At 41.2% G+C, this 23,455-nt stretch carries 15 protein-coding genes and 1 tRNA gene; 1 reads left to right on the top strand and 15 read right to left on the bottom strand.

Annotation, left to right across the window (positions count from 1 at the left end; genetic code table 11):
• Positions 1-11 precede the first annotated feature (11 nt).
• The 5 genes from accD to ACGHEH_RS01195 form a co-directional block, all read right to left on the bottom strand.
• Complete coding sequence (accD, locus tag ACGHEH_RS01175; RefSeq protein ID WP_138480922.1) at positions 12-893, bottom strand: acetyl-CoA carboxylase, carboxyltransferase subunit beta; 882 nt, start codon at positions 891-893, stop codon at positions 12-14.
• 164 nt (positions 894-1,057) lie between these two features.
• A complete protein-coding gene (gene truA / locus ACGHEH_RS01180) occupies positions 1,058-1,855 on the bottom strand; it encodes a tRNA pseudouridine(38-40) synthase TruA (protein WP_138480924.1) in 798 nt (265 codons plus the stop codon).
• A gap of 147 nt (positions 1,856-2,002) precedes the next feature.
• Positions 2,003-7,534 (bottom strand): FimV/HubP family polar landmark protein, encoded by a 5,532-nt coding sequence (locus ACGHEH_RS01185; protein WP_390441044.1) that lies wholly within the window; start codon positions 7,532-7,534, stop codon positions 2,003-2,005.
• A gap of 272 nt (positions 7,535-7,806) precedes the next feature.
• Positions 7,807-8,823 carry an aspartate-semialdehyde dehydrogenase gene (locus ACGHEH_RS01190; protein ID WP_390441047.1) on the bottom strand — a complete coding sequence of 339 codons (1,017 nt, stop codon included), beginning with the start codon at positions 8,821-8,823 and terminating at the stop codon, positions 7,807-7,809.
• An 11-nt stretch (positions 8,824-8,834) separates the two neighbouring features.
• Complete coding sequence (locus tag ACGHEH_RS01195; RefSeq protein ID WP_390441049.1) at positions 8,835-9,959, bottom strand: 4-phosphoerythronate dehydrogenase; 1,125 nt, start codon at positions 9,957-9,959, stop codon at positions 8,835-8,837.
• A gap of 213 nt (positions 9,960-10,172) precedes the next feature.
• On the opposite strand from ACGHEH_RS01195, the gene fadE reads away from it, so the two are divergent.
• Positions 10,173-12,623 carry an acyl-CoA dehydrogenase FadE gene (gene fadE, locus ACGHEH_RS01200; protein WP_390441051.1) on the top strand — a complete coding sequence of 817 codons (2,451 nt, stop codon included), beginning with the start codon at positions 10,173-10,175 and terminating at the stop codon, positions 12,621-12,623.
• A gap of 84 nt (positions 12,624-12,707) precedes the next feature.
• Here the strand turns inward: fadE and ACGHEH_RS01205 are convergent, their stop codons facing one another.
• The 10 genes from ACGHEH_RS01205 to ACGHEH_RS01250 all read right to left on the bottom strand — a co-directional run bounded on the left by ACGHEH_RS01205 (position 12,708) and on the right by ACGHEH_RS01250 (position 23,359).
• Positions 12,708-13,097 carry a MerC domain-containing protein gene (locus ACGHEH_RS01205; protein ID WP_130255750.1) on the bottom strand — a complete coding sequence of 130 codons (390 nt, stop codon included), beginning with the start codon at positions 13,095-13,097 and terminating at the stop codon, positions 12,708-12,710.
• A gap of 79 nt (positions 13,098-13,176) precedes the next feature.
• Complete coding sequence (locus ACGHEH_RS01210; RefSeq protein ID WP_390441053.1) at positions 13,177-15,654, bottom strand: TonB-dependent receptor; 2,478 nt, start codon at positions 15,652-15,654, stop codon at positions 13,177-13,179.
• Positions 15,655-15,808: 154 nt separating this feature from the next.
• Entirely contained in the window at positions 15,809-16,882 is a 1,074-nt protein-coding gene (locus tag ACGHEH_RS01215; RefSeq protein WP_390441055.1) for a DUF6136 family protein, read from the bottom strand.
• Between the two features lie 5 nt (positions 16,883-16,887).
• Positions 16,888-17,472: an ATP-binding cassette domain-containing protein gene (locus tag ACGHEH_RS01220; protein WP_390441057.1), complete on the bottom strand. Its 585-nt coding sequence runs from the start codon at positions 17,470-17,472 to the stop codon at positions 16,888-16,890.
• 75 nt (positions 17,473-17,547) lie between these two features.
• A tRNA-Arg gene (locus ACGHEH_RS01225) sits at positions 17,548-17,622 on the bottom strand.
• Positions 17,623-17,717: 95 nt separating this feature from the next.
• On the bottom strand, positions 17,718-18,380 hold the full coding sequence (locus tag ACGHEH_RS01230; protein WP_390441059.1) for a FlgO family outer membrane protein: 663 nt from the start codon (positions 18,378-18,380) through the stop codon (positions 17,718-17,720).
• Between the two features lie 9 nt (positions 18,381-18,389).
• Positions 18,390-19,064, bottom strand: a complete 675-nt coding sequence (locus ACGHEH_RS01235) for a FlgO family outer membrane protein (protein WP_390441061.1) — start codon at positions 19,062-19,064, stop codon at positions 18,390-18,392.
• A gap of 13 nt (positions 19,065-19,077) precedes the next feature.
• A complete protein-coding gene (locus ACGHEH_RS01240) occupies positions 19,078-19,701 on the bottom strand; it encodes a FlgO family outer membrane protein (RefSeq protein ID WP_390441063.1) in 624 nt (207 codons plus the stop codon).
• Positions 19,702-19,755: 54 nt separating this feature from the next.
• The gene (locus ACGHEH_RS01245) at positions 19,756-20,547 is read right to left on the bottom strand and encodes an SPOR domain-containing protein (RefSeq protein WP_390441065.1); all 792 of its coding nucleotides are present in this window, start codon (positions 20,545-20,547) and stop codon (positions 19,756-19,758) included.
• The gene (locus tag ACGHEH_RS01250; RefSeq protein WP_390441067.1) at positions 20,528-23,359 is read right to left on the bottom strand and encodes a hypothetical protein; all 2,832 of its coding nucleotides are present in this window, start codon (positions 23,357-23,359) and stop codon (positions 20,528-20,530) included. The genes ACGHEH_RS01245 and ACGHEH_RS01250 overlap by 20 nt, the downstream gene beginning before the upstream one ends.
• Between the last annotated feature and the right edge of the window lie 96 nt (positions 23,360-23,455).

Consider the following 23,455-nt stretch of genomic DNA (forward strand, 5'->3'; position numbering starts at 1 on the left):
AATTAAAAAATTTACGCTACTCTATGCTCTTGTTCAGTAGATGGCAAGTCCATAAACTTCGCTAAATTACGTGCTAGTGTGTCACGCATTTCACGACGGTCAACAATCATGTCGATTGCACCGTGCTCTAGTAAGAATTCTGAACGTTGAAAACCTTCAGGTAATGTTTCACGAACTGTTTGTTCGATAACACGAGGACCTGCGAAACCAATAAGTGCTTTAGGTTCTGCAACATTGATATCACCAAGCATTGCCAGTGAAGCAGATACACCACCCATTGTAGGGTCGGTCATTACTGAGATAAATGGTAAGCCTTTTTCACTCATTTTAGCCAATGCTGCACTTGTTTTAGCCATTTGCATCAATGACATAAGTGCTTCTTGCATACGCGCACCGCCAGATGCTGAGAAACATACTAATGGCATGTTGTGCTCTAAACATTCGTTTACTGCATCAACAAAACGTGCACCTACCACTGATGCCATTGAACCACCCATGAATGAGAATTCAAAAGCTACAGCTGCAACCGGCATACCTTTAAGACGACCTGTCATTGCAACTAGGGCATCTTTTTCGCCACTTACTTTTTGCGCAGCTGTGATTCTGTCAGAGTACTTTTTAGAATCTTTAAATTTAAGTACATCTTGTGGTTCGTGCTCAATGCCAATCTCTTTACGATCAGCATCGTCTAAAAACATTTCAAGGCGCTGACGTGCGCTAATACGCATATGGTGATCACACTTAGGACATACGTTGTGTGACTTCTCTAATTCTGCTTTATATAAAATAGCATCACATGATGAACATTTTGCCCAAACGCCCTCTGGGACTTCTTTTTTGTTATTACCTGATGATTTGGTGGTTCTAGGTAAGATTTTTTCTAACCAACTCATTTGCAATTCTCTTATGCTAATTCTGTGTTGTGGCGTCTGTATTTATTCAGACAAACTGCGCTCATTAAACCATGATTTATTAGACAAAGGTATAAAAAACTGGTCGTATAAGTCTTAAATAAGCCGCCATAATTCATTAACTAACCCAAGCTTTCGCTATAAAATTACTCAATCTCAGTATCTGGCAAGAATAAGGGACCAAGTGGTGTCGAAGGAATTTGCCATTGTTCAGGGTAGTCAACATCGACTAAATACAGCCCATTAGGCTTTGCTGTTGCACTTGCTTGAGTTCTATCTTTGAGTGCAAGTAATTCTGCCATCCATTCAGGTGGATATTTACCCGTGCCAATATCAAGCAAAGTGCCTGTTATGTTTCTCACCATATGGTGTAAAAAGGCATTGGCTTTCACGTCGATGATAACAAAGTTACCTACACGCTCGACACTTAAGTGCAGCATTTTTCTAAATGGCGTGTTTGATTGGCAATGTACAGCACGAAATGAAGTAAAGTCTTGCTCACCTAACATAACAGGACAAGCCGCTTGCATCAGTTTTTCATCAAGCGGATGGTGGTAATGCGTCACTCCACTTCTTAAAATGCCAGGGCGATAAGGATTATTGTAAATCACGTAACGGTAACGGCGTGCTGTCGCGCTAAACCGAGCATGAAATTCATCATCGACCACTTGCGCAAACTGGATCGCAATATCGTCAGGCAGTTGCGAGTTAGCACCTAGCGTAAATGCGCTCATATCTCGCTCTGAGTGAGTATCAAAATGCACTACCTGACCAGTAGCATGAACACCAGCATCTGTTCGACCTGCACACACCACTTCGACTTCATGGTTACAAATGCGAGACAGAACTGTTTCCAACTCTTGTTGAATACTGTTTACATGAGACTGTCTTTGCCAACCACTGTATTGAGCGCCGTTATATTCGATACCAAGTGCTACACGCATGAATTTATTACCTCTGTCTAGACTAGCGCAGCATTCTAAGCCATCGCGACTTTGAATTAAAGAGAGAACTGAGTGCTAGAAAAAATAAAGGAGGCTAACGCCTCCTTTATTACTGATTGTTTGAATGACCAAAACTCAGCGTATACATTAAGGCTGTATTTTGTCTCTTAGTGAGCTCGCTTCAGCTTGGACTGATTCAGGACCAGCGTTTATCACTTCTTCAATAATGGCGAGTGCACTCTCACTGTCTTCAATTTCAATATATGCTCTGGCTAAATCTAGTTTTGCAGAAAAACCGTCAGCTTCTAAATCAACATCAGCGGCATTCTCGCCTGCAAGCAAATCATCAAAATCACCTAAACCAACATCCATATTCGCTTCTTGATAAGGCTCTTCTTCTGTTTCAAAGTCGTCACTTTCTGCGAGTAAGTCATCAATTTCTAGATATTCTTCAACGTCTGGCTGAGAAACCTCATCGCTTTCAATTGCAACATCTAATGTGCCAAGATCTTTATTTAACTCTTCACTTAATAGCGCATCGAAATTAAGCTCAACGTCATCTAATGATGCTGTATCGATTGGATCTGGCTCAGCTAAATCATTGAGCAAAGCGTCAAAGTCAGTATCAGAAATCTCTGACATAAATTGATCTTCAATCGCCGCTTCATCAATGGTTAGTTCAATAGGTGGTTCAACTTCTTCGTTGTTAGCAAGATCATCAAGCTCGTTTAAAAACGCCTCTGGTGATATTGCTTCAAGAGCCGATAAAGCTTGCTCAGTTTGAATATCACCTTCAAGTTCATTTTCAATACTGTCAGCTATTGACGTATCGTCGCTTGGTAGCTCAGAGTCTTCCTCTTGAATGGCTTTATCTTGAGCTGGTGTATCTTGAATTTCTAGCGCTTGTTCTTCTGTTGCAGCTTCTAGCGCGGCATCTTCATCAAACTCCGGAAAATCTTCGATTTCATGCACATTTTCGGTGCCGTCAGCAAGTAACTCATCTCCAGAAGGCAACTCAACTTCTTCTTGAAGTACCTCTTCTTGAGCTGGTGCATCTTGAATTTCTAGCGCTTGTTCTTCTGTTTCAGCTTCTAGCGCGGCATCTTCATCAAACTCCGGAAAATCTTCGACTTCATGCACATCTTCGGTGCCGTCAGCAAGTAACTCATCTCCAGAAGGCAACTCAACTTCTTCTTGAAGTGCCTCTTCTTGAGCTGGTGTATCTTGAATTTCTAGCGCCTGTTCTTCTGTTGCAGCTTCTAGCGCGGCACCTTCATCAAACTCCGGAAAATCTTCGATTTCATGCACATCTTCGGTGCCGTCAGCAAGTAACTCATCTCCAGAAGGCAACTCAACTTCTTCTTGAAGTGCCTCTTCTTGAGCTGGTGTATCTTGAATTTCTAGCGCTTGTTCTTCTTTTGCAGCCTCTAGTGCGGCATCTTCGTCAAACTCTGGGAGGTCTTCGATTTCCAGCTCATCTTCGATGCTGTCAGCTAGTAACTCATTCTCAGAAGACAACTCAACTTCTTTCTGATGTGCTTCTTCTTGGGCTGGTGTATCTTGAATTTCTAGCGCTTGCTCTTCTGTTGCAGCTTCTAGCGCGGCATCTTCGTCAAACTCCGGGAAATCTTCGTTCTCAAGCACATCTTCGATGCTGTCAGCAGGTAACTCATCCTCAGTAGGCAACTCAACTTCTTCCTGAATTGCTTCTTCTTGAGCTGGTGTATCTTGAATTTCTAGCGCTTGTTCTTCTGTTGCAGCTTTTAGCGTGGCGTCTTCATCAAACTCAGGAAAGTCTTCGACTTCTTGCTCATTATCAGTGTCAGATAAACCAACTAATTCTGGCTCATTATCATCTTCTAACAAATCATCAAAAGAAAGTTCATCATCTGTGAGTAAATCATCGTCAAGTGCGCTATTTGATGATACACCTGCTTCTAATGCCTGCGATAATTCCTGCTCAGTTTCACTGATATTTAGAACATCCTCATCCAGTTCTTCATCTAAATCTAATTCTGGATAACTTTCTAATTCAGCACTAGGTGTAACCGCATCAATTTCTGGCAACTCTTCTTCAGATGATAAATCAATGTCATCTGACAGCGGATCATCACCCAGCTCCACTTCTGCGTCATACTCAGCATCATTTTGCCACTCAGCTTCAGACTCTAGCTCCTCAAGCATTTCATCAACGCTTTTCAAAGGGGCCTGTGGTGTTTGAGCTTCTGGCTCCATCGGTATGTCATCATCAACATCTATTGAAGTATGTTGATTCATCGCATTTAGCTCATCAACAATACTCTGCTCAATAGGTTTAGGCTCTAATATTTCGTTTTCAGACGTTGTAGATTCTTCGGCTTGTTTCTCTTCAATTGACTCTTGAGCTTCATCAACTGGTTCATCGATTAAATCACCTTTAAAGGAACCACCTAACTCATCAAGAGCAATGTCATCTTCTGAAGTTACAACTTCCCCAGTTGTTTCAGGTGTGGCTGTCTCTTGAATTTCATCAACGGTTTCTTCACTTAACTCTTTGTCAAAGTCTGGCTCGTCGATTAAGTCATCAAGGACTGTATCAAGCTCGCTTTCATCTGTTGATGTGGGTTCTGTTAATAAATCATCTTCAAGAAGGTCATCTAGATCATCGAGTGCGATATCATCTTCTGAAGTTACAACATCCTCTGTTGCTTCAGATGTATCTGTATCTTGAACTTCATCAACAGTTTCTTCACTTAACTCTTCTTCAAAGTCTGGCTCGTCGATTAACTCGTCTAGCGCTGCATCAAGCTCGTTTTCATCTGTAGATGTTGGTTCTGTTAATAAATCATCTTCAAGGAGGTCATTTAGATCATCGAGTGCGATATCATCTTCTGAAGTTACAACATCCTCTGTTGTTTCAGCTGTAGCTGTATCTTGAACTTCATCAACAGTTTCCTCACTTAACTCTTCTTCAAAGTCTGGCTCGTCGATTAAATCATCAAGCGCTGCATCAAGCTCGTTTTCATTTGTTGATGTTGGTTCTGTTGATAAATCATCTTCAAGGAGATCATCTAAATCATCGAGCGCAATATCATCATCTGAAGTTACAACTTCCTCTGTTGTTTCAGCTGTAGCTGTATCTTGAACTTCATCAACAGTTTCTTCACTTAACTCTTCTTCAAAGTCTGGCTCGTCGATTAAATCATCAAGCGCTGCATCAAGCTCGCTTTCATCTGCAGATGTTGGTTCTGTTAATAAATCATCTTCAAGAAGGTCATCTAAATCATCGAGTGCAATATCATCATCTGAAGTTGCAACTTCCTCTGTTGCTTCAGGTGTAGTTGTCTCTTGAAGTACATCAACGGTGTCTGCACTTAATACTTCTTCAAAGTCTGGCTCGTCGATTAATTCATCCAGTGCGATGTCATCTTCTGAAGTTACAATTTCCTCTGTTGCTTCAGGTGAAGTTGTCTCTTGAAGTACATCAACAGAGTCTACACTTGTGTCTACACTTAATACTTCTTCAAAATCTGGCTCGTCGATTAATTCATCCAGCGCTGCATCAAGCTCGCTTTCATCTGATAAAGATTCTGACACTAAGCCATCTTGAAGGAGGTCATCTAGATCATCGAGCGCGATGTCATCTTCTGAAGATGCAACTTCTTCGCTAGGGTCATTCGCTCCTGTAATTTCCTCAACGGCTTCTTCTTTTAATTCTTCTTCGAAGTCTGGTTCATCAATTAAATCATCAATATCCAAGTCATGTGATTCTGACGGCTCTTCATTAATCGATAAATCATCTTGGTTTGATTCTGCTATTAAAGAATCAATGTCATCTAAATCAACATCGGCTTCTTCTGTTTGCGCTTTATCAAGTTCATCTTGCCCTTGAGTTTCATCTAGTAGCGCGTCTATGTTATCGGCATCTAGGTCTTCTGAAGCGACATCATCAAGTAAACTATCAATATCGTCAGCATCTAACTGTTGCGATTCATCGCCTGTCGTATCTGGAGCCTCTTCAGCTGTACCGCCTACTTCGTCTAAAAGATCATCGATATTATCAATATCAAAATCGTCTTCATCGTTGATCTCAACGGCAGGCTCATCAGTTTGTGCAACTTCATCTAGTAGGTTATCGATATCATCCAGATCAAAGTCTTCATCTGTTCCATCAGAACTTTCATCCTTTGGGGGCTGATCTGCAACCTCATCAATTAGGCTGTCAATATCGTCTAAATCAAAGTCTTCGTCTGTACTTTCAGGCTCTTCTGTCGCAGCCTCGTCTAAAATTGAATCTATATCGACATCTTCTTGCTGTTCAGTGGCAAGTTCTTCACTTAACGCTGCCAAAGCATCATCACTCACGTCTAATTCGTCATCGGATGAGTCATCAGTTTCATTAAATAGATCATCAAGGTCATCAGAGCTCAAAATATCGTCGCTGTTTGAACTACCAACATCTAAGTCAACCATATCATCGAGCGAATCGTCAGCATCGAAGTTCTGCTGTAAGAAGTCATCTAGATCATCATCTTCAGAACCATCATCGAAAGCAACATCGTCTCCTAACAAGCTATCTAGCTCGTCTTGATCAAGCGTGTCATTGCCAGCTTCAAAGCTATCATCATCTAAAGAATCAAACATAATGTCATCATCTTCAGGCAAAATGTCATCGTCTAGCTGTACGCTCTCTTCAACTGGTACGTTACTATCTAACGGCGGTACATCTAAATCTAGTGGATCAGCCGCAGCCGCAGCTGCACCTGCGACTCCCGCGGCTGCGGCGGCTGCGGCGGCTCCTGCTGCAGCTGGTGCCTGGGGTAGGAAATCATCTTCATCATCCGTGCTATTAGCATTCTTACGTTTACGTAAGAACATCACTAAACCACCAATGACTAATAAGGCTGGTAAAGTTGCAAGCACCCCAATCATCACGGGGTTTGAAAGTAGATCAGCACTTTGTTCTTCTTGTTGCTGTGCTCTTTGACGCTCTATCAAGGCGTTTTGAAGTTCGATGACCGACTGTAGCTGTTGCTGAATTTCAGAATCTTGCCCAAGTTGATTGCGAACATTTTGCAGCTCTTCAGAAATGTTTGTTAGCTGGCCTTTTAGCTTGTTGTTTTCTTCTAGTATTTCTTCAACACTGCGAACCGAGTTCTTAAATTGTGATTGTAGCTCTTGTAACTTAGCATCTTGCTCCATTTGTAATGATTTAAGCTGCGAAGTGAGTTGCTGTTGTGCATTATCAACATCGATTTTTCGCGCTTGTGTAACTTTTTTTTGTGCTTCTTCAATGGTTTGGTTGTCGAGCATGCCGCTCTTTTTTAGCTCCCACAAGTCATCGTCTTGATCAGAGCGCTGCTTTGCAATGGCTGGGTTTTCACGACGCATTTCTGCAATGGTCGGTATTTTAAGATACGCGCCGTCGCGCATGTGATTTAGGTTTTTATCTAAAAAAGCATTGGGGTTTTTGCGATAAAGGGCGCTCATTACTTGATAAACAGTAACAGAGCCGTCATCAGGCCTAATTTTTTGCGCAATTCGCCACAAAGTGTCCGAGGGCTTTATTGGGCCAATAGAGCGACCCATTTGACCATAATCGGCATTCTTAGGGCCCTTTAAAATGGTACCGTCTTGTGTGTAGGCTGGTATGGTTATCAATGCAAATGCAAAGAAACAAATAAACACTAAACCGCGCATGTTGATCCTTTAGATATCATGTCCAACATCGTGCTAAACATTAAAATATTGCTAATGGTGGCTTTTGCAAGCTCTATTCCAACTGCAAACTATAAACCAGTTACATTGGAATATCTATGGCAAAGCTTTGATAAATAGTGCCTAGAGCGTACTAAAGTATGAGAAGATGTGAACAAAGAATATTGTTTATAGTCAATATATTGGCTGGTTTTTAAACGGGCAGCTGTAAAAAGCGGCAAAACCCTGCCGAAGCAGGGTTTTTTCATTGCGAATTATAGGTAGTTATTTACTAACTCTTCAGCTATTTGCACGCTGTTAGTCGCTGCACCCTTGCGAGTGTTATCAGAAACCACCCATAGGTTTAAACCATGTGGGTGAGATATATCAGCGCGTAAACGACCAACATACACAGTATCATTACCACTAGCGTTTGAAACAGGCGTCGGGTAATCGTTTTCGTCTTCAATGAGTTCAACACCAGAGGCATCGTTAAGTAACTGCTTAACCTGCTCTAGGTCATATGGCATACGCGTTTCTAAATGAATGGCTTCAGCATGACCAAAGAACACTGGCACACGTACCGCTGTTGGATTCACCATTACCGAGCTGTCACCTAAGATCTTTTGCGTCTCCCACACCATTTTCATTTCTTCTTTGGTATAGCCATTTTCTTGGAAGGCATCGATTTGCGGGATCACGTTAAACGCAATTTGCTTAGGGAAAATGTCGTTTTCCATCGGACGTGCATTCATTAGGTTAGCTGTTTGCTTTGCCAGCTCATCGACCGCTTCTTTACCAGCACCAGAAACCGCTTGGTATGTAGATACGTTAATTCGGTCAATCCCATAAGCATCGTAAATTGGCTTAAGCGCCACTAGCATTTGAATCGTAGAACAGTTTGGGTTTGCAATAATGTTACGATTTCTGAAGTCTGCCAAGTTATGTGCGTTTACTTCAGGCACAATCAGAGGAACGTCATAGTCGTATCTGAAATGTGAGGTATTGTCGATTACAACACAGCCCGCTTCTGCAGCGATGGGCGCATATTTTTCTGATACGCTGCCACCTGCAGAGAATAAACCAATATGTGCGTTCGAAAAGTCAAACTCTTCTACATCTAAAACCGTCACTTTTTCACCGTTAAAGTCAATTTCTTCACCCGCACTTCTGCTGCTTGCAAGCGGGAAAAGCTGATCAACAGGAAACTTACGTTCAGCTAATGTTTCGATGATTTGACGACCCACAAGGCCTGTTGCGCCAAGCACGGCGACATTAAATTTCTGAGACATTTGACCTCATCCTATTCTGAAACTTTAAAGCCAAGTGTTGCGAGTTGTTCCGCAAACTGACTACCATTATTTTTTACTGTCACTGTACTGAATTCTCGTCTTACAGGATAAGACTTACGAAGGTGATCAAAACCCTTCTCTGACAGTGACTTTCTTAAAATGCCATCATCTCGTCTAAGATCGTAAACCAGATGAACAAGTCGACCTAAGTCGCCTTGGATAAAATTATCTTGTAATGTGACTTCTGTGATCACAGGTTTTGGTAAAAAGTCACTTAACTGTTTCTCTGCTGGGATGCCTAATAACTCGCATACTTTTTGATAAAGCATTTGCGTACCACGAGCCTTGCCCTCAAGAGTATGCCCTGCGATATGTACACTGCTATAGCGTACAAAAGGCAATAACTCGGTTAAAATGTTTGGTTCGTTTTCCCATACATCTAACACCAGCTCCAAGTGCTTACCTGCTTGCATACTTTCAAGCAGTGCTTGATTGTCGATGACTTCGCCTCGGCACGCATTGATCACCAGCATATTATCTTTTAACTTCGCAATACGCGCTGAATCAATTAAATGCAGGGTCTTATGTTTACCTGTTTTAACTAATGGCACGTGAAATGACACTATGTCAGATTGCGCTAATAGGTCGTCTAACTCAATATGTTCTTCAAGTTCACCATTTTCAAATTTGATTGGATCACATAACAGTAAATTGATACCACTGCCTTGCAGTTTTTCACGTAAACACTGACCAATGTTGCCTACTCCGACAATACCTAACGTTTTACCTTGCAAGCTTGTTGATGTTTCTTGTGCATAGGCATAAAGTGCACTTATCACATACTCTGCAACAGCAATGGCATTACAACCAGGTGCGCTGCTAAACGCTATTTCTTTGTCATCAAGAAATTCAGTATCAATATGGTCGATACCTATGGTTGCAGTACCCACAAATTTTAGCTTTTTAGCATACTGTAATAGCTCAGCGTTTACTTTCGTCACTGAGCGAGTCAGCAAAATATCAACCTCTTCGATTTGTTCTGGCTTGGCATTGCGCCCATCAAATCGCGTTACACTGCCTAAATCAGCAAAATACTCCTCAACTAAAGGCATATTTTGATCTGCCAAAATTTTCATCTATTTTTTCCGTGGTAACTGCAAAAGCGCATTGTAACCGCGGTATCAATAAATTGCGACTCAGTGACTTTGATTAGGCTGCTTTATTGGCCAGATAACTGGACAAAACCACTAAATCGTGCAAATTTCAAACTCATCAGATGACTTGCAATCATTAGCAGTTAGAGCTAGTCTAAGACTTAGTGGTCAGACCACCATAACAAGGAAAACAATATGACTCTGATTTTTGTATTAATTTTAATCGCGCTACTCAGTGTCGCTAGCTATCATAGAGCTAGCTGGCATAGCTGTGTAGCGGTAGCTGGGGCAACCTTGCTAGTCGGTACTATTGCTGGTGCATTTGGTGCTTTAACTTGGCTAATTTTCTTAGCTATCGTATTGCCTTTATCACTAAGTAATATTCGTCAACAGTATATCAGTGGCCCGCTTTTCAAAGCATTTAAAAAGGTCACACCAACTATGTCAGAAACCGAGAAGTCTGCAATCGATGCGGGTACTACTTGGTGGGAAGCAGATTTATTCTGCGGCAACCCAGACTGGCGTAAGCTTCACCAATACCCTAAACCTCGTTTAACGCCTGAAGAACAAGCTTTCTTAGACGGCCCGGTAGAAGAAGTATGTGCCATGCTTGACGATTGGAAAGCAACGCACGAATTAACAGATCTACCAGAAGACGTTTGGCAATATTTAAAAGACAACAAATTCTTCGCGATGATTATCAAGAAGCAATATGGCGGTCTTGAATTTTCAGCTTATGCGCAATCTTGTGTGCTTCAAAAGCTAACCAGTAAATCGACCCTTCTATCTTCAATTGTTGGTGTACCAAACTCTTTAGGTCCGGGTGAGCTACTACAGCACTATGGTACGCAAGAGCAAAAAGACCATTATCTTCCTCGCCTTGCCAAAGGTGATGAAATTCCATGCTTCGCATTAACGTCTCCTGAAGCGGGTTCTGATGCCTCTTCAATTCCTGATTTCGGTGTGGTTTGTAAAGGCGAATGGAATGGCGAAGAAACGTTAGGTATTCGTTTAACTTGGAATAAGCGTTACATCACGCTTGCCCCTGTTGCGACTGTATTAGGTTTAGCGTTTAAACTACGTGACCCTGATGGTTTACTAGGTGATGACAAAGAGCCTGGTATCACCTGTGCGCTAATTCCAACTAACACACCAGGTGTTAAAATTGGCCGACGCCATTTCCCTCTGAATGTGCCATTCCAAAATGGTCCAACGCAAGGTGAAGATATTTTCGTGCCTATCGACTACATCATTGGTGGCGCAAAGATGGCTGGTCAAGGCTGGCGTATGCTGGTTGAGTGTTTATCTGTGGGTCGTGTTATCACACTGCCTTCAAACTCTACAGGTGGCATCAAGTCGTTAGCGCTTGCGAGTGGTGCATACAGCCGTATTCGTCGCCAGTTCAAGTTACCAATAGGTAAAATGGAAGGTATCGAAGAAGCATTGGCTAAATTAGGTGGTTATGCCTACAGCACTGACGCTGCAGTTACAATGTCGACAGGTGCAGTCGATCTAGGTGAAAAGCCATCTGTTGTTTCAGCTATTCTTAAATACCATTTAACTGAACAGATGCGCGACTCTACCAAGCATGCGATGGATATCCATGGTGGTAAAGGTATCTGTTTAGGTCCTAACAACTATTTAGGCCGTGGCTACCAAGGCGCTCCAATTGCGATTACCGTTGAAGGTGCAAATATCCTGACTCGTAATATGATTATTTACGGTCAGGGTGCTATTCGCTGTCACCCATTCGTACTTGCTGAGCTTAATGCAGTGTCAATGGAAGACAAACGCGAAGCGCTTAACAGCTTTGATAAGTCGCTAATGGGCCATATTGGTTTCACTATTTCGAACCTTGTGCGTACTAAGTGGCTTGCATTAACTGGTGCGCGTTTTACGAAAGTACCTTTCAATGACGAAACAGCTGATTACTACCGTAACGCAGCGCGCTTTAGTGCAGCTTTAGCATTCATGTCTGATATCTGTATGGCTGTATTTGGTGGCTCACTAAAACGTAAAGAACGTATCTCGGCTCGTTTAGGTGACTTACTAAGTTATTTATACCTAGTATCTGCAACACTAAAACGCTACAACGATGAAGGCCGTCAAATTGAAGACCTTCCGTTTGTGCAGTGGAGCTGTCAAGAACACTTATACCTATGTCAACGTGCATTAGCAGATCTGATCAACAATATGCCATTTGCACCACTGCGTTTTGCGCTTAAATTAATGCTATTCCCATTCGGTCGCCCTGTTCGCAAGCCAACCGATAAGCTAGAGCAAAAAGTAGCGCATTTACTGCAAACACCAAATAATGCTCGTAATCGTTTAGCAGCACACATCTACACAACTGATGAACCGTTAAACCTTATTGGCAAACAAGAACAAACGCTCAAAGATATCTTAGATATTGAGCCATTGTTCGATAAGATTTGTCGTGCAAAAGGTCAGAAAATACCATTCATGCAATTAGACAAAGTGGCTGCAGATGCACTTGAAGCAGGTATTATCTCTAAAGATGAAGCTGACAAGCTTGCAGCTGTTGAAGTTAAACGTCTTGCAGTTATTAACGTAGATGACTTTGACCCAGCTGACTTATTAGCTGGCAAAGCTCGCGTGACTGAGACGAACTCAAGCGCAGCATAAGTTTGCTACTAATATAAAAAACGCCAGCAAATGCTGGCGTTTTTTATATTTAATTCTTCGTTTACTTGTAGGTCTGGTTTCAGATTAGTGACACTTTCCAGTTTGGCACGCATTAAAGTTTTTATAATGACTGAAAGCGACGATTAAACTGCCAAAAATAGTTAGTAACTTCTCGCCTTCTGCAGGCATTAAATCGTGTGCAAAAAAAGCAGCAAATAAAAGGACAGTTATACCTAAAGAACCATATCCAAATAGCTGCCATTGTTTGTGCTTTTTACACCCTAAAGTAAGGCCTCCTAAGCTAGTCAGTAAAACCCCCAAAAGTAACCAACGATGGAACGACTCGTCACTGAAAAACATCGCGCTCACTGCTGGTAAAAGTGCCGTAATTAGAGGAAGTAGCAAGCAATGCACCACACAGAGTGCAGAAAAACTGATAGCAAACTTGTCTAACTTACTGGTTAAATCTCTCATTATGTATTGCCTTGTCCTATTTTCTAAAAACGATACCTAGCGGTTGAGTTTACACTAGGTACCGCAATCGATAGTTTACTTAAAAGACGCCTCTAACACCCAGAGCGAAACTTCTGCCAGGTCGTGGCGCTAACTCTTTCAAGAATGAGCTATGTACTCTCGCTTCTGTGTCTGTCAGGTTGTGACCTTTTGCATAGAAAGTAACTTCATGCTCACCAACTGGCAAATGGTAGGCAATAGACGCATCAACCATAGTGTATCCATCTGTGGCTGTCTCAAGGTAGGCAATCTTATCTTGCTTTTGATAGCGAATAACGTCTAGGTTTGCACTGAATTGACCTGTCTGATAGTTAAATTTAGTGCCAAAACGCAGTGGTGGGATCATAGGTAAATCACCACCTTTATCTAAACTCGCATTCACATAATCAGTGAAAAACTCAGTTTTTAGCTCGCTCGTTACTTGCCAAGCAAATTGTGCTTCGAAACCATATAAGGTGACATCATCTGTTTTGAATACATATACAGGTAATTCATCAGAATGTTCATCATGACCTTCATGATCGCCATGGTCGTGTTCACCATGTTCACCATGTTCACCATGTTCACCATGTTCACCATGTTCACCATGTTCACCATGTTCACCATGTTCACCATGTTCACTGTGATCATGATGTTCATGACCGCTTGGCGCAAAAAATTCTGTCGGTGTCTGATAATAGTAATTATCAACTTTGTTATAGAACACATTGACTACAACACCAAAATCTCCCTCAAGCTTTCTAAAAGTTAGATCGATGTTGTTCGCCGTTTCTAGCTCAACACTCTGTTTTGTATCAAAATCAAAGTGCACATTTTCTGTTTCGTGCAAATCAAACATTGCACCAACTTCAAAAGTACGAGTGCCGATGTGAGGCCCAAATGAGAATAGTTCAGCAGCTGAAGGTGCACGTTGAGAGCGAGAAACCGATACACCTAAGTTATACCCCGGCGTAAAGTCCCACACTAAGCCTGCAGACAGGCTAACAGGATTAAACTCTTGATCGACTGCGAAAACGCGACCCTCGGCGTCATGGTCATGGTCATGGTCATGGTCATGGTCATGGTCATGGTCATGGTCATGGTCATCATGCATATGTAGCTCGACTTCAGGCAACACTACTTTTGGTGCATCAAGAGTTACACGCTCAACTCGTGCTCCTAGCTGTAATAAAACATCGTCAAAATGACGCTCTTCCATCCAAGCAAAAGCCAGAGTTTCAGTTTCTGAAGGCGGCGTAAATGCTTCAGCACCCTGCGCTGAAAAATCACTGCGCTTATAATGAAGACTAAAGCCACCTCGCCAGCCATTCATATCACGATGAAGTGCATCAAACTTTGCTTCAACTGTTTCATTAGCGAAAATAGTACCCACTACTCCATGCTCTATTTCAGCATGTTCATAATCTGTGTAAGCAACACGTGTGTGTAAGCTATCAATGAGGCTATCTGTAAATTGCAGCTCACTTAATAACTGGATCCTGTCTTGATCAAGTTCAGCAAACACAGGCACTTCTTCATCACCATGGCTATGTCCAGGAATGCCATATTCACGTTCTAGCTTACCAACAGATACACCCACATAACCATTATCTAGGATATAACTTGCACCTGCTGTAGCACCTTTTGATTCTTCGCCACTATTGGCAATTTTATCGCTGCCTTGCTCATCTGTTACTGGTACTTTGTAGTCATCTGACTCTCTATAAAAACCATCAAAATGTACTGCGATATTATCGCTACCAGCATTAATATTTACCGATGCTAGTTTCTGATTATCTACTGAGTCATGCTCTATAAGCCACTCGCCAGATTGCTCGATATCTCTTGGCACACGCTTATCAACAACATTGACAACACCACCTATTGCGCCGCTACCATAAAACAAGGTTGCAGGGCCTCGAAGCACTTCAATTTGCTCAGCTGTTGATGCTTCTGATGACACTGAGTGATCTGGGCCAACACGAGAAGCATCACTAACATCTAAGCCATTTTGGGTAATTAAAACACGAGGGCCACTTAAGCCGCGGATAATTGGTGTGCTCGCCACGCCAGCATGGAAATTAGTATGTACACCCACCTCTTTGGCTAAGCTGTCACCTAAAGTTGCAGACTGTTGATTACGAAGCGCATCACCTGATAAAACACTCACTGGCGTCGCTGACTCCATGTTTGATGCATGAAATGGACTTGCAACCACGTCAATCACTTCAATAGCTGAAGGTGTCAACGACACTTTTATATTTTTTAACCCTGATTCAGTTAAGTCGTAGCTCGAGTTAAAATGTGCAAAGCCAGAAGCTGCTGCATGTAATTCTACTTTTCCAGGCTTTATGTCAGCTAAAACAAATTCACCTTTTGAATTAGTTTCAACAGTTTGCAAACTGCCCATAATAGAAACTTTAGCTTTAGCAACTGGTTGATTATTCTTATCTAAAACAGTGCCTGAAACTTGGTTTGCAATTGCATTATAAGGAAGTGCTGCTGAAAGTAGCAACATTACGGGTGATAACTTAAACATCAGTGCCTCAAGAAGAATTGGTTTAAAATTGATACAATATAACATATCTAAAATACACTATTTCTTGAGCTGCTAAAACCCGTTTTAAGAATTATTATTATTTAAAAACAATAAAGACCCTTTCGGGCCTTAAATTCAATTGCATAAATTCATATTAGAAGATGACCATTAGCATGATGAAACTAATTGCCAATGAAGCCCAGACCACAGCCATAAATTGCGGCCTATTCTTACAAAATATTAGCACAAAAGGCGTGATCAATAAGCTCATCCACATACTCAAATGCGATGAAAAAAGGCTAAGCATAGGTAAAGTCAACATGCTAGATAACGCAATCAAGTACATATACTGAGTTCGTTTTATTTGCGTGAACTGATTTAAACTCTTCCAAAATAGCTGATGCTCTCGAACATGCTGGTTCGTCTCTATAAATAAACTTGACCACCATAGCTGGTTTATTAATGCACCACCTAATGCATACCAATGCACAAGATCAGAACGCTCAGTCACTATTATAAAAACCGCCCAAAACACTAGGCCGCTCATAGTAAAGCGCCAAGTGAGTGACCAAATGTTGTCTTTAAAATAGCTCAGCCAAAATGTCCAGGGTGTGATAGTTATGTGATAAGAACAATTGAGCCGTTTTGGTAAATATAATGAAATTAATAGCAATGCATTTAGCACTAAAAAGAATGCCAAAGTTGATTCAAAAACGAATAGGCCAGAAAATGCGAGCATACTTGCCCAGATGACTGCTGCAGGTCTATACATTAATACAAGCGCAAAGCTAAGCTGAGTAAAGGCAAATGCAATATAATGTGGTGCACGGCTTAGCTTGTCCGCTCCCATTGATATCATTAAGAACACACTCAAGCCAAACAACAGATGGCACATCATTAAAGCTGTAATATCACTGAGTATTTGCGGCAACTTATTTTTAAGTAATGTGATATGAAAAGTGCGATGTTTTAGATCTAAAATCGCAGGTTTTAACACAGTCAGTAACAAAGACTGAAAAATTAAGTATGCCAAACCGACTTGCATACTGACCACTTCACTGCTGCTTTGTACAATTTTACCTAAGCCAAAAAATAAGCCCGCAATAAGCCCTGGTAAAAAAATATAAAACATTGTCATGAGCATAAGCACAAACTGCTGAAGCTGTTTAAATAGCTCACTTATGGCAAGACTAAATGCCTGATGGCGGTATGAAAAGTAATGCTTCATAACGCTTACTCTGCAAACAAAGGTTGTTTATCGAAGCCAATTTCAACGAAGGGTTCTGGCTCATGACAACTAATTATTAATTGCCCTTTATACTGCTCAATCCACGCAAGTAACGCTTTTACACTATCGGCATCAAGCGCTGCACTCGGCTCATCTAGAATTAAATAATCACAGTGACGCATCATGGCATTAATTAATTGCAGTTTCTTTTGATTACCCGATGACAGCTCACCCACTTTAGTATCGAGAAACTGATTGAAGTGTAACATCTCACAAAGCGTATCTGGCCATGCACATTTCCAACTAGATTGTGTGAGCGTTAATATTTGTTTCGCTGTTAAAAAGGTAGGAAAAGGGATTTTATCTGAAGCTATAGCAACCTGATTTTGTAATTGCACAACCTTTTCGCCATCTAATAAAATGTCTCCACTGTAATGTGGATCAAGGCCAGCAATAATGGTAAATAACGTTGTTTTCCCCAAGCCATTTTCGGCTTCAATACACAGCTTATTTGCTTTAAAAGCGCTTGAGTAATTTTGAAAAACGATTTTATTTGCAAAGCTCTTGGTAAGATTTTTTACTTCAATCACACGGTACTCCTTTTTGAAGAGCATGACTGTAGCATATTTCGGGATAAAAATACGGGAAGAATAAAAGAAGTTTACTGGCAGCCTCTACAGGAATCGAACCTGTAACTACCCCTTAGGAGGGGGTCGTTATATCCATTTAACTAAGAGGCCAAGCCATTGATATTTATCATATATAGCTAATCGATCAGATTCAAGCCCACTGGGCTTACTAAACTAATATTTTAGCGACCAGAATTCAATTTAGTTTATCGTGTAGACACCAAAATGTTTTCAGACCTTAAAACATACCAAGGGATCATTTTGCTTGATGTAGCGATGACTTTCTTACTTTCAAGTGACATAACACGCGCATTCACTCGCACCCCTTTCTCACGATAAAGCATAGTACCTGACAGCACGTATTCAGCATCATCAGAGTTAAACTTTGTTTTAGACTTTCGGCTGAATACGTAATCACCCGTACGAGAAATATGTCCGTTATCCATTAGTTTAGTATCGACAACTTGATAGCCAAAACGGTGAAGTTGATGCATAAATGTTTCAGCTAGTTGGTTTCCTAACTGATCACTGGTTTGCAACGTGCCATCTAAACGAACAAATGAAGCCACAGCGAGTTCTGTCGACATATTCTGTGTTTCACTCAGTAAATCAGATAACTCAATGGCCATCTGCTCCACATAATTGTCAAGTTTTACAAAATGGTTCATTGGCACATAATCAGGCTTGGTTTGCTGCATTTCTTCGAGTTCAGGCTCAGGCTGCATTTGAGCAGTCATCTCATCAATGGCCATTGACTGCTCATTCATCACAACTACTGATTGGCTCATGGTTGGCTGTCCCATTAATAAACTGCAGCCAGATAACATAAGTGATGCAATTGGCACTGAAAGCAAAATGAGAGATTTCATAAGGGTCCCCTATCGCGCGCTCGATTTCAGCATAATACCGTCAGTGCGCTCGCTACTACCTAGCGCATCTAATACGGCTTGAGGAATTAAACCTTGGGCTGAACCCACAACAGCTTTACTTTGCAAGCCAACCACACGGATGTTAACTAATACACCCCCTTTGTGATTGACTAAAGTGCCAGCCATCACATACTGAAAGTTTTGCTCTTCATCTAGTTCTAGATAATCACGACTGAATACGAAATCGCCTTTTGGCGTGACGCGCATGTAGTCAGTTGTTTTGAAGTCGATAACAGGAATGCCGTATTGATAAAGTTCATGCATAAAGCTTTCTGAGATCTGGTTACCCAGTAGCGTACCCTCGTCGTACTTATCATCCAAAAATACAAAACTGGCAACAGCCAATGGCGTGTTTTGATTTACATATTTTAAGTTCGACGCTAAGTCTTGCATCATGCCGCGAACATAATGGTTGATGTTTTTCTTAGGACCATTATGTGCGCCAAACATTTGCTTTTGATCTGGGGCTTCTGCTTGGAAAAACTGATTGGTATTGAGAGGTGACTGAATACTACGCGTTACTTTGCTCGAATGGATAGTTTGCGCATTACTTTCATAACTCTCTTGCATTGCAGCGCAGCCCACAACAGATAATGCTAATAATGATGTTAACAGTGCTTTCATGTTCTGCTCCTAATTAATACTCTGCTCGGTATAGTTTGTCGTTGCGCATTTGTACTTTTTCGTCTGTCCACATGACATTAATCGGCACCTCGGTGAAAGCTGCTGATATCACTTGCCCGTTAAGCACGTTAACCAAGCGTGCATTAATCATGTTTGCATGCTCTTGTCGTGTGATCGTACCAAGGATCACGTAGTCAATGTTTTGACGAGTTCGAAGGCTATTGAGATCTCGAGTCAGCATATCTTCATGATGTTCACTGACAGTGATTGAATTACTCAGTCTATGCTCAACCATGCTGTAACCCAATTGCGTCATTTGGGTTATCAGACTTTCTTGAATTTGCTGGCTCAAGCCACTGCTTTGTTGAACGGCAGTTTTTTGCCCCAACTCAGTTGCCATAGTGAAGCTCATTACGGCAATGCTGGCATTTCTCAATCTGCCCGCCTCACCTCTATATAACTGTGAAGCTAAGTTACTGGTATATTGATGAAGTGAGAAACTAGACATGCCCTTTACCTCCATAGGTAATGACCCCTCTACCCCCTTGGGGTTAGCTAGTTCTTCTTCTCGTTTAATTTCATTTAATAACTGGCAGCCACTTAATAACGTGAGCAGGGCTAATATACACAGGCGCATGACAACTCCGCATAACTCTTTTCTTTGTAAAAGCAAGAATCACGCCACAAGAAACTACAGCCAATCTCTTTGATTAAGGCCGCCAAACTGTGAAACAAAACAACTCACTTGATATTTCTGCCATTGCGAACAGACTGCTTGTGCTTGTTCTTTTGTTGCAAACGCACCAAATTTGAGTCGATAAAATTGTTGCTGACCAATTTGTTTAAGCTCAAGTTTCGCCACTTGTATTACTTCGTCATAACCTGCTAACTTTATTTTTAATATTTCATACACTCGTTTCGCTTTTTGCATGCTGGTTACAGACGCAACCTGCACAGAATATTTTGCAGTTAATAAGTTGTTGCTAGGTTTTTGGCTCGTAACTGTGCCCTGAGCAGGCTGCTTCAAAACCAATGCCTGTTCTCGAACAGGCTTATCTGCCTTGAAAAGAGAAATAACGACCTCTTCTTTTTTGTCTTTACCAGACACTGGTGATTGCGAAATAGCTGCACTGTTAGGCTTACGCGATGACGCTTTGCTTTTACCTTGCTTATGTTGATTCTTATCGGCCAAAGTGAAATTTGCTTTATCATTATTTGCAACAAGACGATTCAAATCACGAACTAACACACCCAAAGTTTGCTCATAGGCAAGTAAGCGGTCTATGCCAGCCTTGTTTTCTTGCCATTGTCGAGCCATTTCTTTTAGTTGCAAATACTCCTGCTGAGTTAAAGTGACTGTTTGACCGTTTGAGCTTGCTTGCTGCTCTTTGGACATTGAAGCACAGCCATTAAGCGTAATTGTACACACTAAAAGTAAGAAGCATGCCTTTATTTGCGATTTATTATTGTGTGAACTGAACATATTTAACCTCACAAGGTAACCCTTTACTTACTGCATCTACGCACAGTGCAGTGATTTTATCTTTATCGTCATGATCATATGAAACAGACAACAACCATGCACCATCGTTTTGTTTTATAAAAAACGGCGAGACACCCAGTATGTTGCGCCATTTATTTTTCACAAGCTGCCAGTACGCCTTCAAAATATCTAAATTATTGAACTGACCAACGACTGCAACGTAACCTGAATAGCGCTGTAAATTTTTGAGCTGAATATTAACATCTGAAAGTACATCACCACGCGGTGACAATGTCACTTTTGCTTGCGTGTTATACCCTAGCTGCTTTGTTTCTAACTTATGTTCATCAATAAAGATGTCGTACTCTCCTGGTCTAAGATCTGTGAACAAGTAATAGCCATCAAATTCAGAAATCGCTTCAGCCACGACTGTTTGATGCTTATCTTTTAATATCAGCTTAGTGTGCGCAACCGGTTTGCCATTTTCATGGTATAAAACACCTTCAATTTCACCGGAATATACGACTGGAATATCTAATGACGCCATTGCCCCAGCCCTCGGCGTAAGAGAGTAACCTTCATTAGCTGGCAACATGAAAGGATCTGTAAAACTGGTTTCGACGACTTCAATATCAGTGCGACGATTTGCCATAACACCAGCTAAAACAGCCACGCCCCGCTCATCTGTTTTTGCTTTTCGATACGACTGTATGGCTCTTACTGTGACATTTTCTAAAGGCGTTTCTGAGTCATCAAAGATGCCATTGTCATTTTCATCAAAGAAAACTCTAACAATAATGGTGCCTTTATCTGAGAGCCTTTGCTTAGAGCCAAAAAACTGTTCATTCATTTGGTTATAACCAAAGCTAAACCTAGTAGACAGTTGTAGCTGCCAATCGTCATCACTGTCATATTGCGCTGACATGTTTAAAATAAAGTCATCAAAAGAGAAGTTAAGCCCAAGCTCGGTGCTTTCGAGGCCTGAATCAACGGCGCGCTTAAACCTGAGTTGCCCTCTTAAGGTATTATTGAAGTTGCGAATAAAGTCAGCTGAGTAATTACTTACTTTCAACTCTGGGTAGATATAATAACCAAGGTTAAACCTGACATATGAACGTCTTAAATTAGCTTTAAAATTTAAGTTCCCAGTGCCATACTCATCTGTCCCACGCCAATACCAGTCAAGTTGATTACCCAAAGCATATTTTGAAAAGCGAAAGTTAATATTTTGACTCAACCGAGTTGCGCGCTTTTCATTCGTATTTGTCACTTCAAGACTAGTTAAATAATTTAATCGTGTGCGCTGTTTTTTATAAATATCACCAGCAAGGGTAGCCTTAAGCGTATTCACAGCGACCTCAGAAAAGCGTTCTCTGCTTAATGCGAATCTGAGGCGTTGCTCTGATACTAACAACCTCGCTGTGGCTTCACTCAAATAATTTTCAGAGTTACGACCTTGATGTGACAAATTGAACAACATCTTTCCATTGGGTTTATAACTTAACCCTGACGCAAATTCCTGAGTTACTTTAGCCTCTTCGGTAAATCTTGAAGCCCCGACATAAGCACTTAATTGATGAGAGAAAACATGTTCGAATCGACCTGAAAGTCTCACTTCACCGACATCAAAACCATTTTGTGTATCACTTAAGACACGCTTGCCATCTCTATTGATTGAAATAGCATAGGTGCTCTGTCCTACCTCTTCGACACCCTCACTGAAATAGCGCTCAGTGTATTTTTCAACTTGGCCTTCGGTCCCATACTTAATGACTTCAAAAATATTTTCACCGAACAAGAGTTCAATATTGTCGAAAAAGAACACACCAGCTTGAATATCAAGCTTTTGATCTATTAAGATGCCATTTTGATATAGCTCTATATCCCAGCCATCGTCTGCAGCTCCATTAATTGACACACGCCCTGAGCTCGTTTTTGCTAGCAGAGGAGCATTCGTTAAGCTCACCCCTTGCGATAAACTACCAATTGCACGCTCGCCAAATATGATAGGTTGAATATCTCCAAATTTAATTTCACTGGCATTCAAGCCAAAAAGTGCACCTTGAGGAGATTGACGACTAAAGGTAAGCCTTGAATCTTGAAGTAGATCTCCGCTCTCTCCAGATAAGAAATATTCCGACCGCAAATAAGCTAATTCGTTTGAGCCCGTCAGTGCATAACTTAATAAGTGATCATTATCAGAATATCGATAACGTGTATTTAAATCGAATAAAGGAGTTGATAGGGCTTGGTAACTACTATCAATCTCAGGAAATAAAGCACCACCTTGCGAAGACGTAGTGTTAATTTGCTGAGCTTGTCTGGCTAGTGCTTGTTCAACAGGAAAATAGCCTTTACCTTTGATTGTTAAAGACTGCTGAACATAGTCTGTGCTTAATTCAAAATCAAACCATGTTTGCAACTGGCGAATATCAACATAAAGTGACCCACTCTCAAACAACAGTGCGGTCTGCCCAAGCTGTTGCTTTTCACTATTAAGCACTAACTGAGATGATTCAGCGTCAAGTAAAAAGCTATTATCAGGATCTTTAAACCAGCCTTCAGCTTTATTGTTTGTATAAGATATTGGCAGAGAAAATAAATCTATAAAGCTCTCTAGCTCAACATAATACGCATGCGGGTTTTTAATCGCCGTTAGCTCGCCAATATAGTTTTGGTTTAAATTTGCTGATAAAAACAGCACTTCACCGACTGGAATATGCTCTCCTGATTGGGCATCTATTTGTTTGCTTGTCTTGGTGTTCTTTGCATCCGATAAGGTATTTTGTATAGAGCTCAGTAACTTGATCACTGAGCGTACATCAGTCGAGGCCTCAACTGATATAACAGAAGAAACCAATAACAGGATACTGAGATAAGGCAAATAAAAGCGCACGAAAGAGATGAT

The sequence above is a fragment of the Pseudoalteromonas sp. MTN2-4 genome, from assembly GCF_042848605.1.
GTDB lineage: Bacteria > Pseudomonadota > Gammaproteobacteria > Enterobacterales > Alteromonadaceae > Pseudoalteromonas.

Coding starts and splice junctions, on each gene's coding strand:
- ACGHEH_RS01185 (WP_390441044.1), bottom strand. CDS start 7,534: ATGCGCGGTTTAGTGTTTATTTGTTTCTTTGCATTTGCATTGATAACC.
- ACGHEH_RS01195 (WP_390441049.1), bottom strand. CDS start 9,959: ATGAAAATTTTGGCAGATCAAAATATGCCTTTAGTTGAGGAGTATTTT.
- ACGHEH_RS01230 (WP_390441059.1), bottom strand. CDS start 18,380: ATGAAATCTCTCATTTTGCTTTCAGTGCCAATTGCATCACTTATGTTA.
- ACGHEH_RS01210 (WP_390441053.1), bottom strand. CDS start 15,654: ATGTTTAAGTTATCACCCGTAATGTTGCTACTTTCAGCAGCACTTCCT.
- ACGHEH_RS01205 (WP_130255750.1), bottom strand. CDS start 13,097: ATGAGAGATTTAACCAGTAAGTTAGACAAGTTTGCTATCAGTTTTTCT.
- accD (WP_138480922.1), bottom strand. CDS start 893: ATGAGTTGGTTAGAAAAAATCTTACCTAGAACCACCAAATCATCAGGT.
- ACGHEH_RS01235 (WP_390441061.1), bottom strand. CDS start 19,064: ATGAAAGCACTGTTAACATCATTATTAGCATTATCTGTTGTGGGCTGC.
- ACGHEH_RS01245 (WP_390441065.1), bottom strand. CDS start 20,547: ATGTTCAGTTCACACAATAATAAATCGCAAATAAAGGCATGCTTCTTA.
- ACGHEH_RS01215 (WP_390441055.1), bottom strand. CDS start 16,882: ATGAAGCATTACTTTTCATACCGCCATCAGGCATTTAGTCTTGCCATA.
- ACGHEH_RS01190 (WP_390441047.1), bottom strand. CDS start 8,823: ATGTCTCAGAAATTTAATGTCGCCGTGCTTGGCGCAACAGGCCTTGTG.
- fadE (WP_390441051.1), top strand. CDS start 10,173: ATGACTCTGATTTTTGTATTAATTTTAATCGCGCTACTCAGTGTCGCT.
- ACGHEH_RS01240 (WP_390441063.1), bottom strand. CDS start 19,701: ATGCGCCTGTGTATATTAGCCCTGCTCACGTTATTAAGTGGCTGCCAG.
- truA (WP_138480924.1), bottom strand. CDS start 1,855: ATGCGTGTAGCACTTGGTATCGAATATAACGGCGCTCAATACAGTGGT.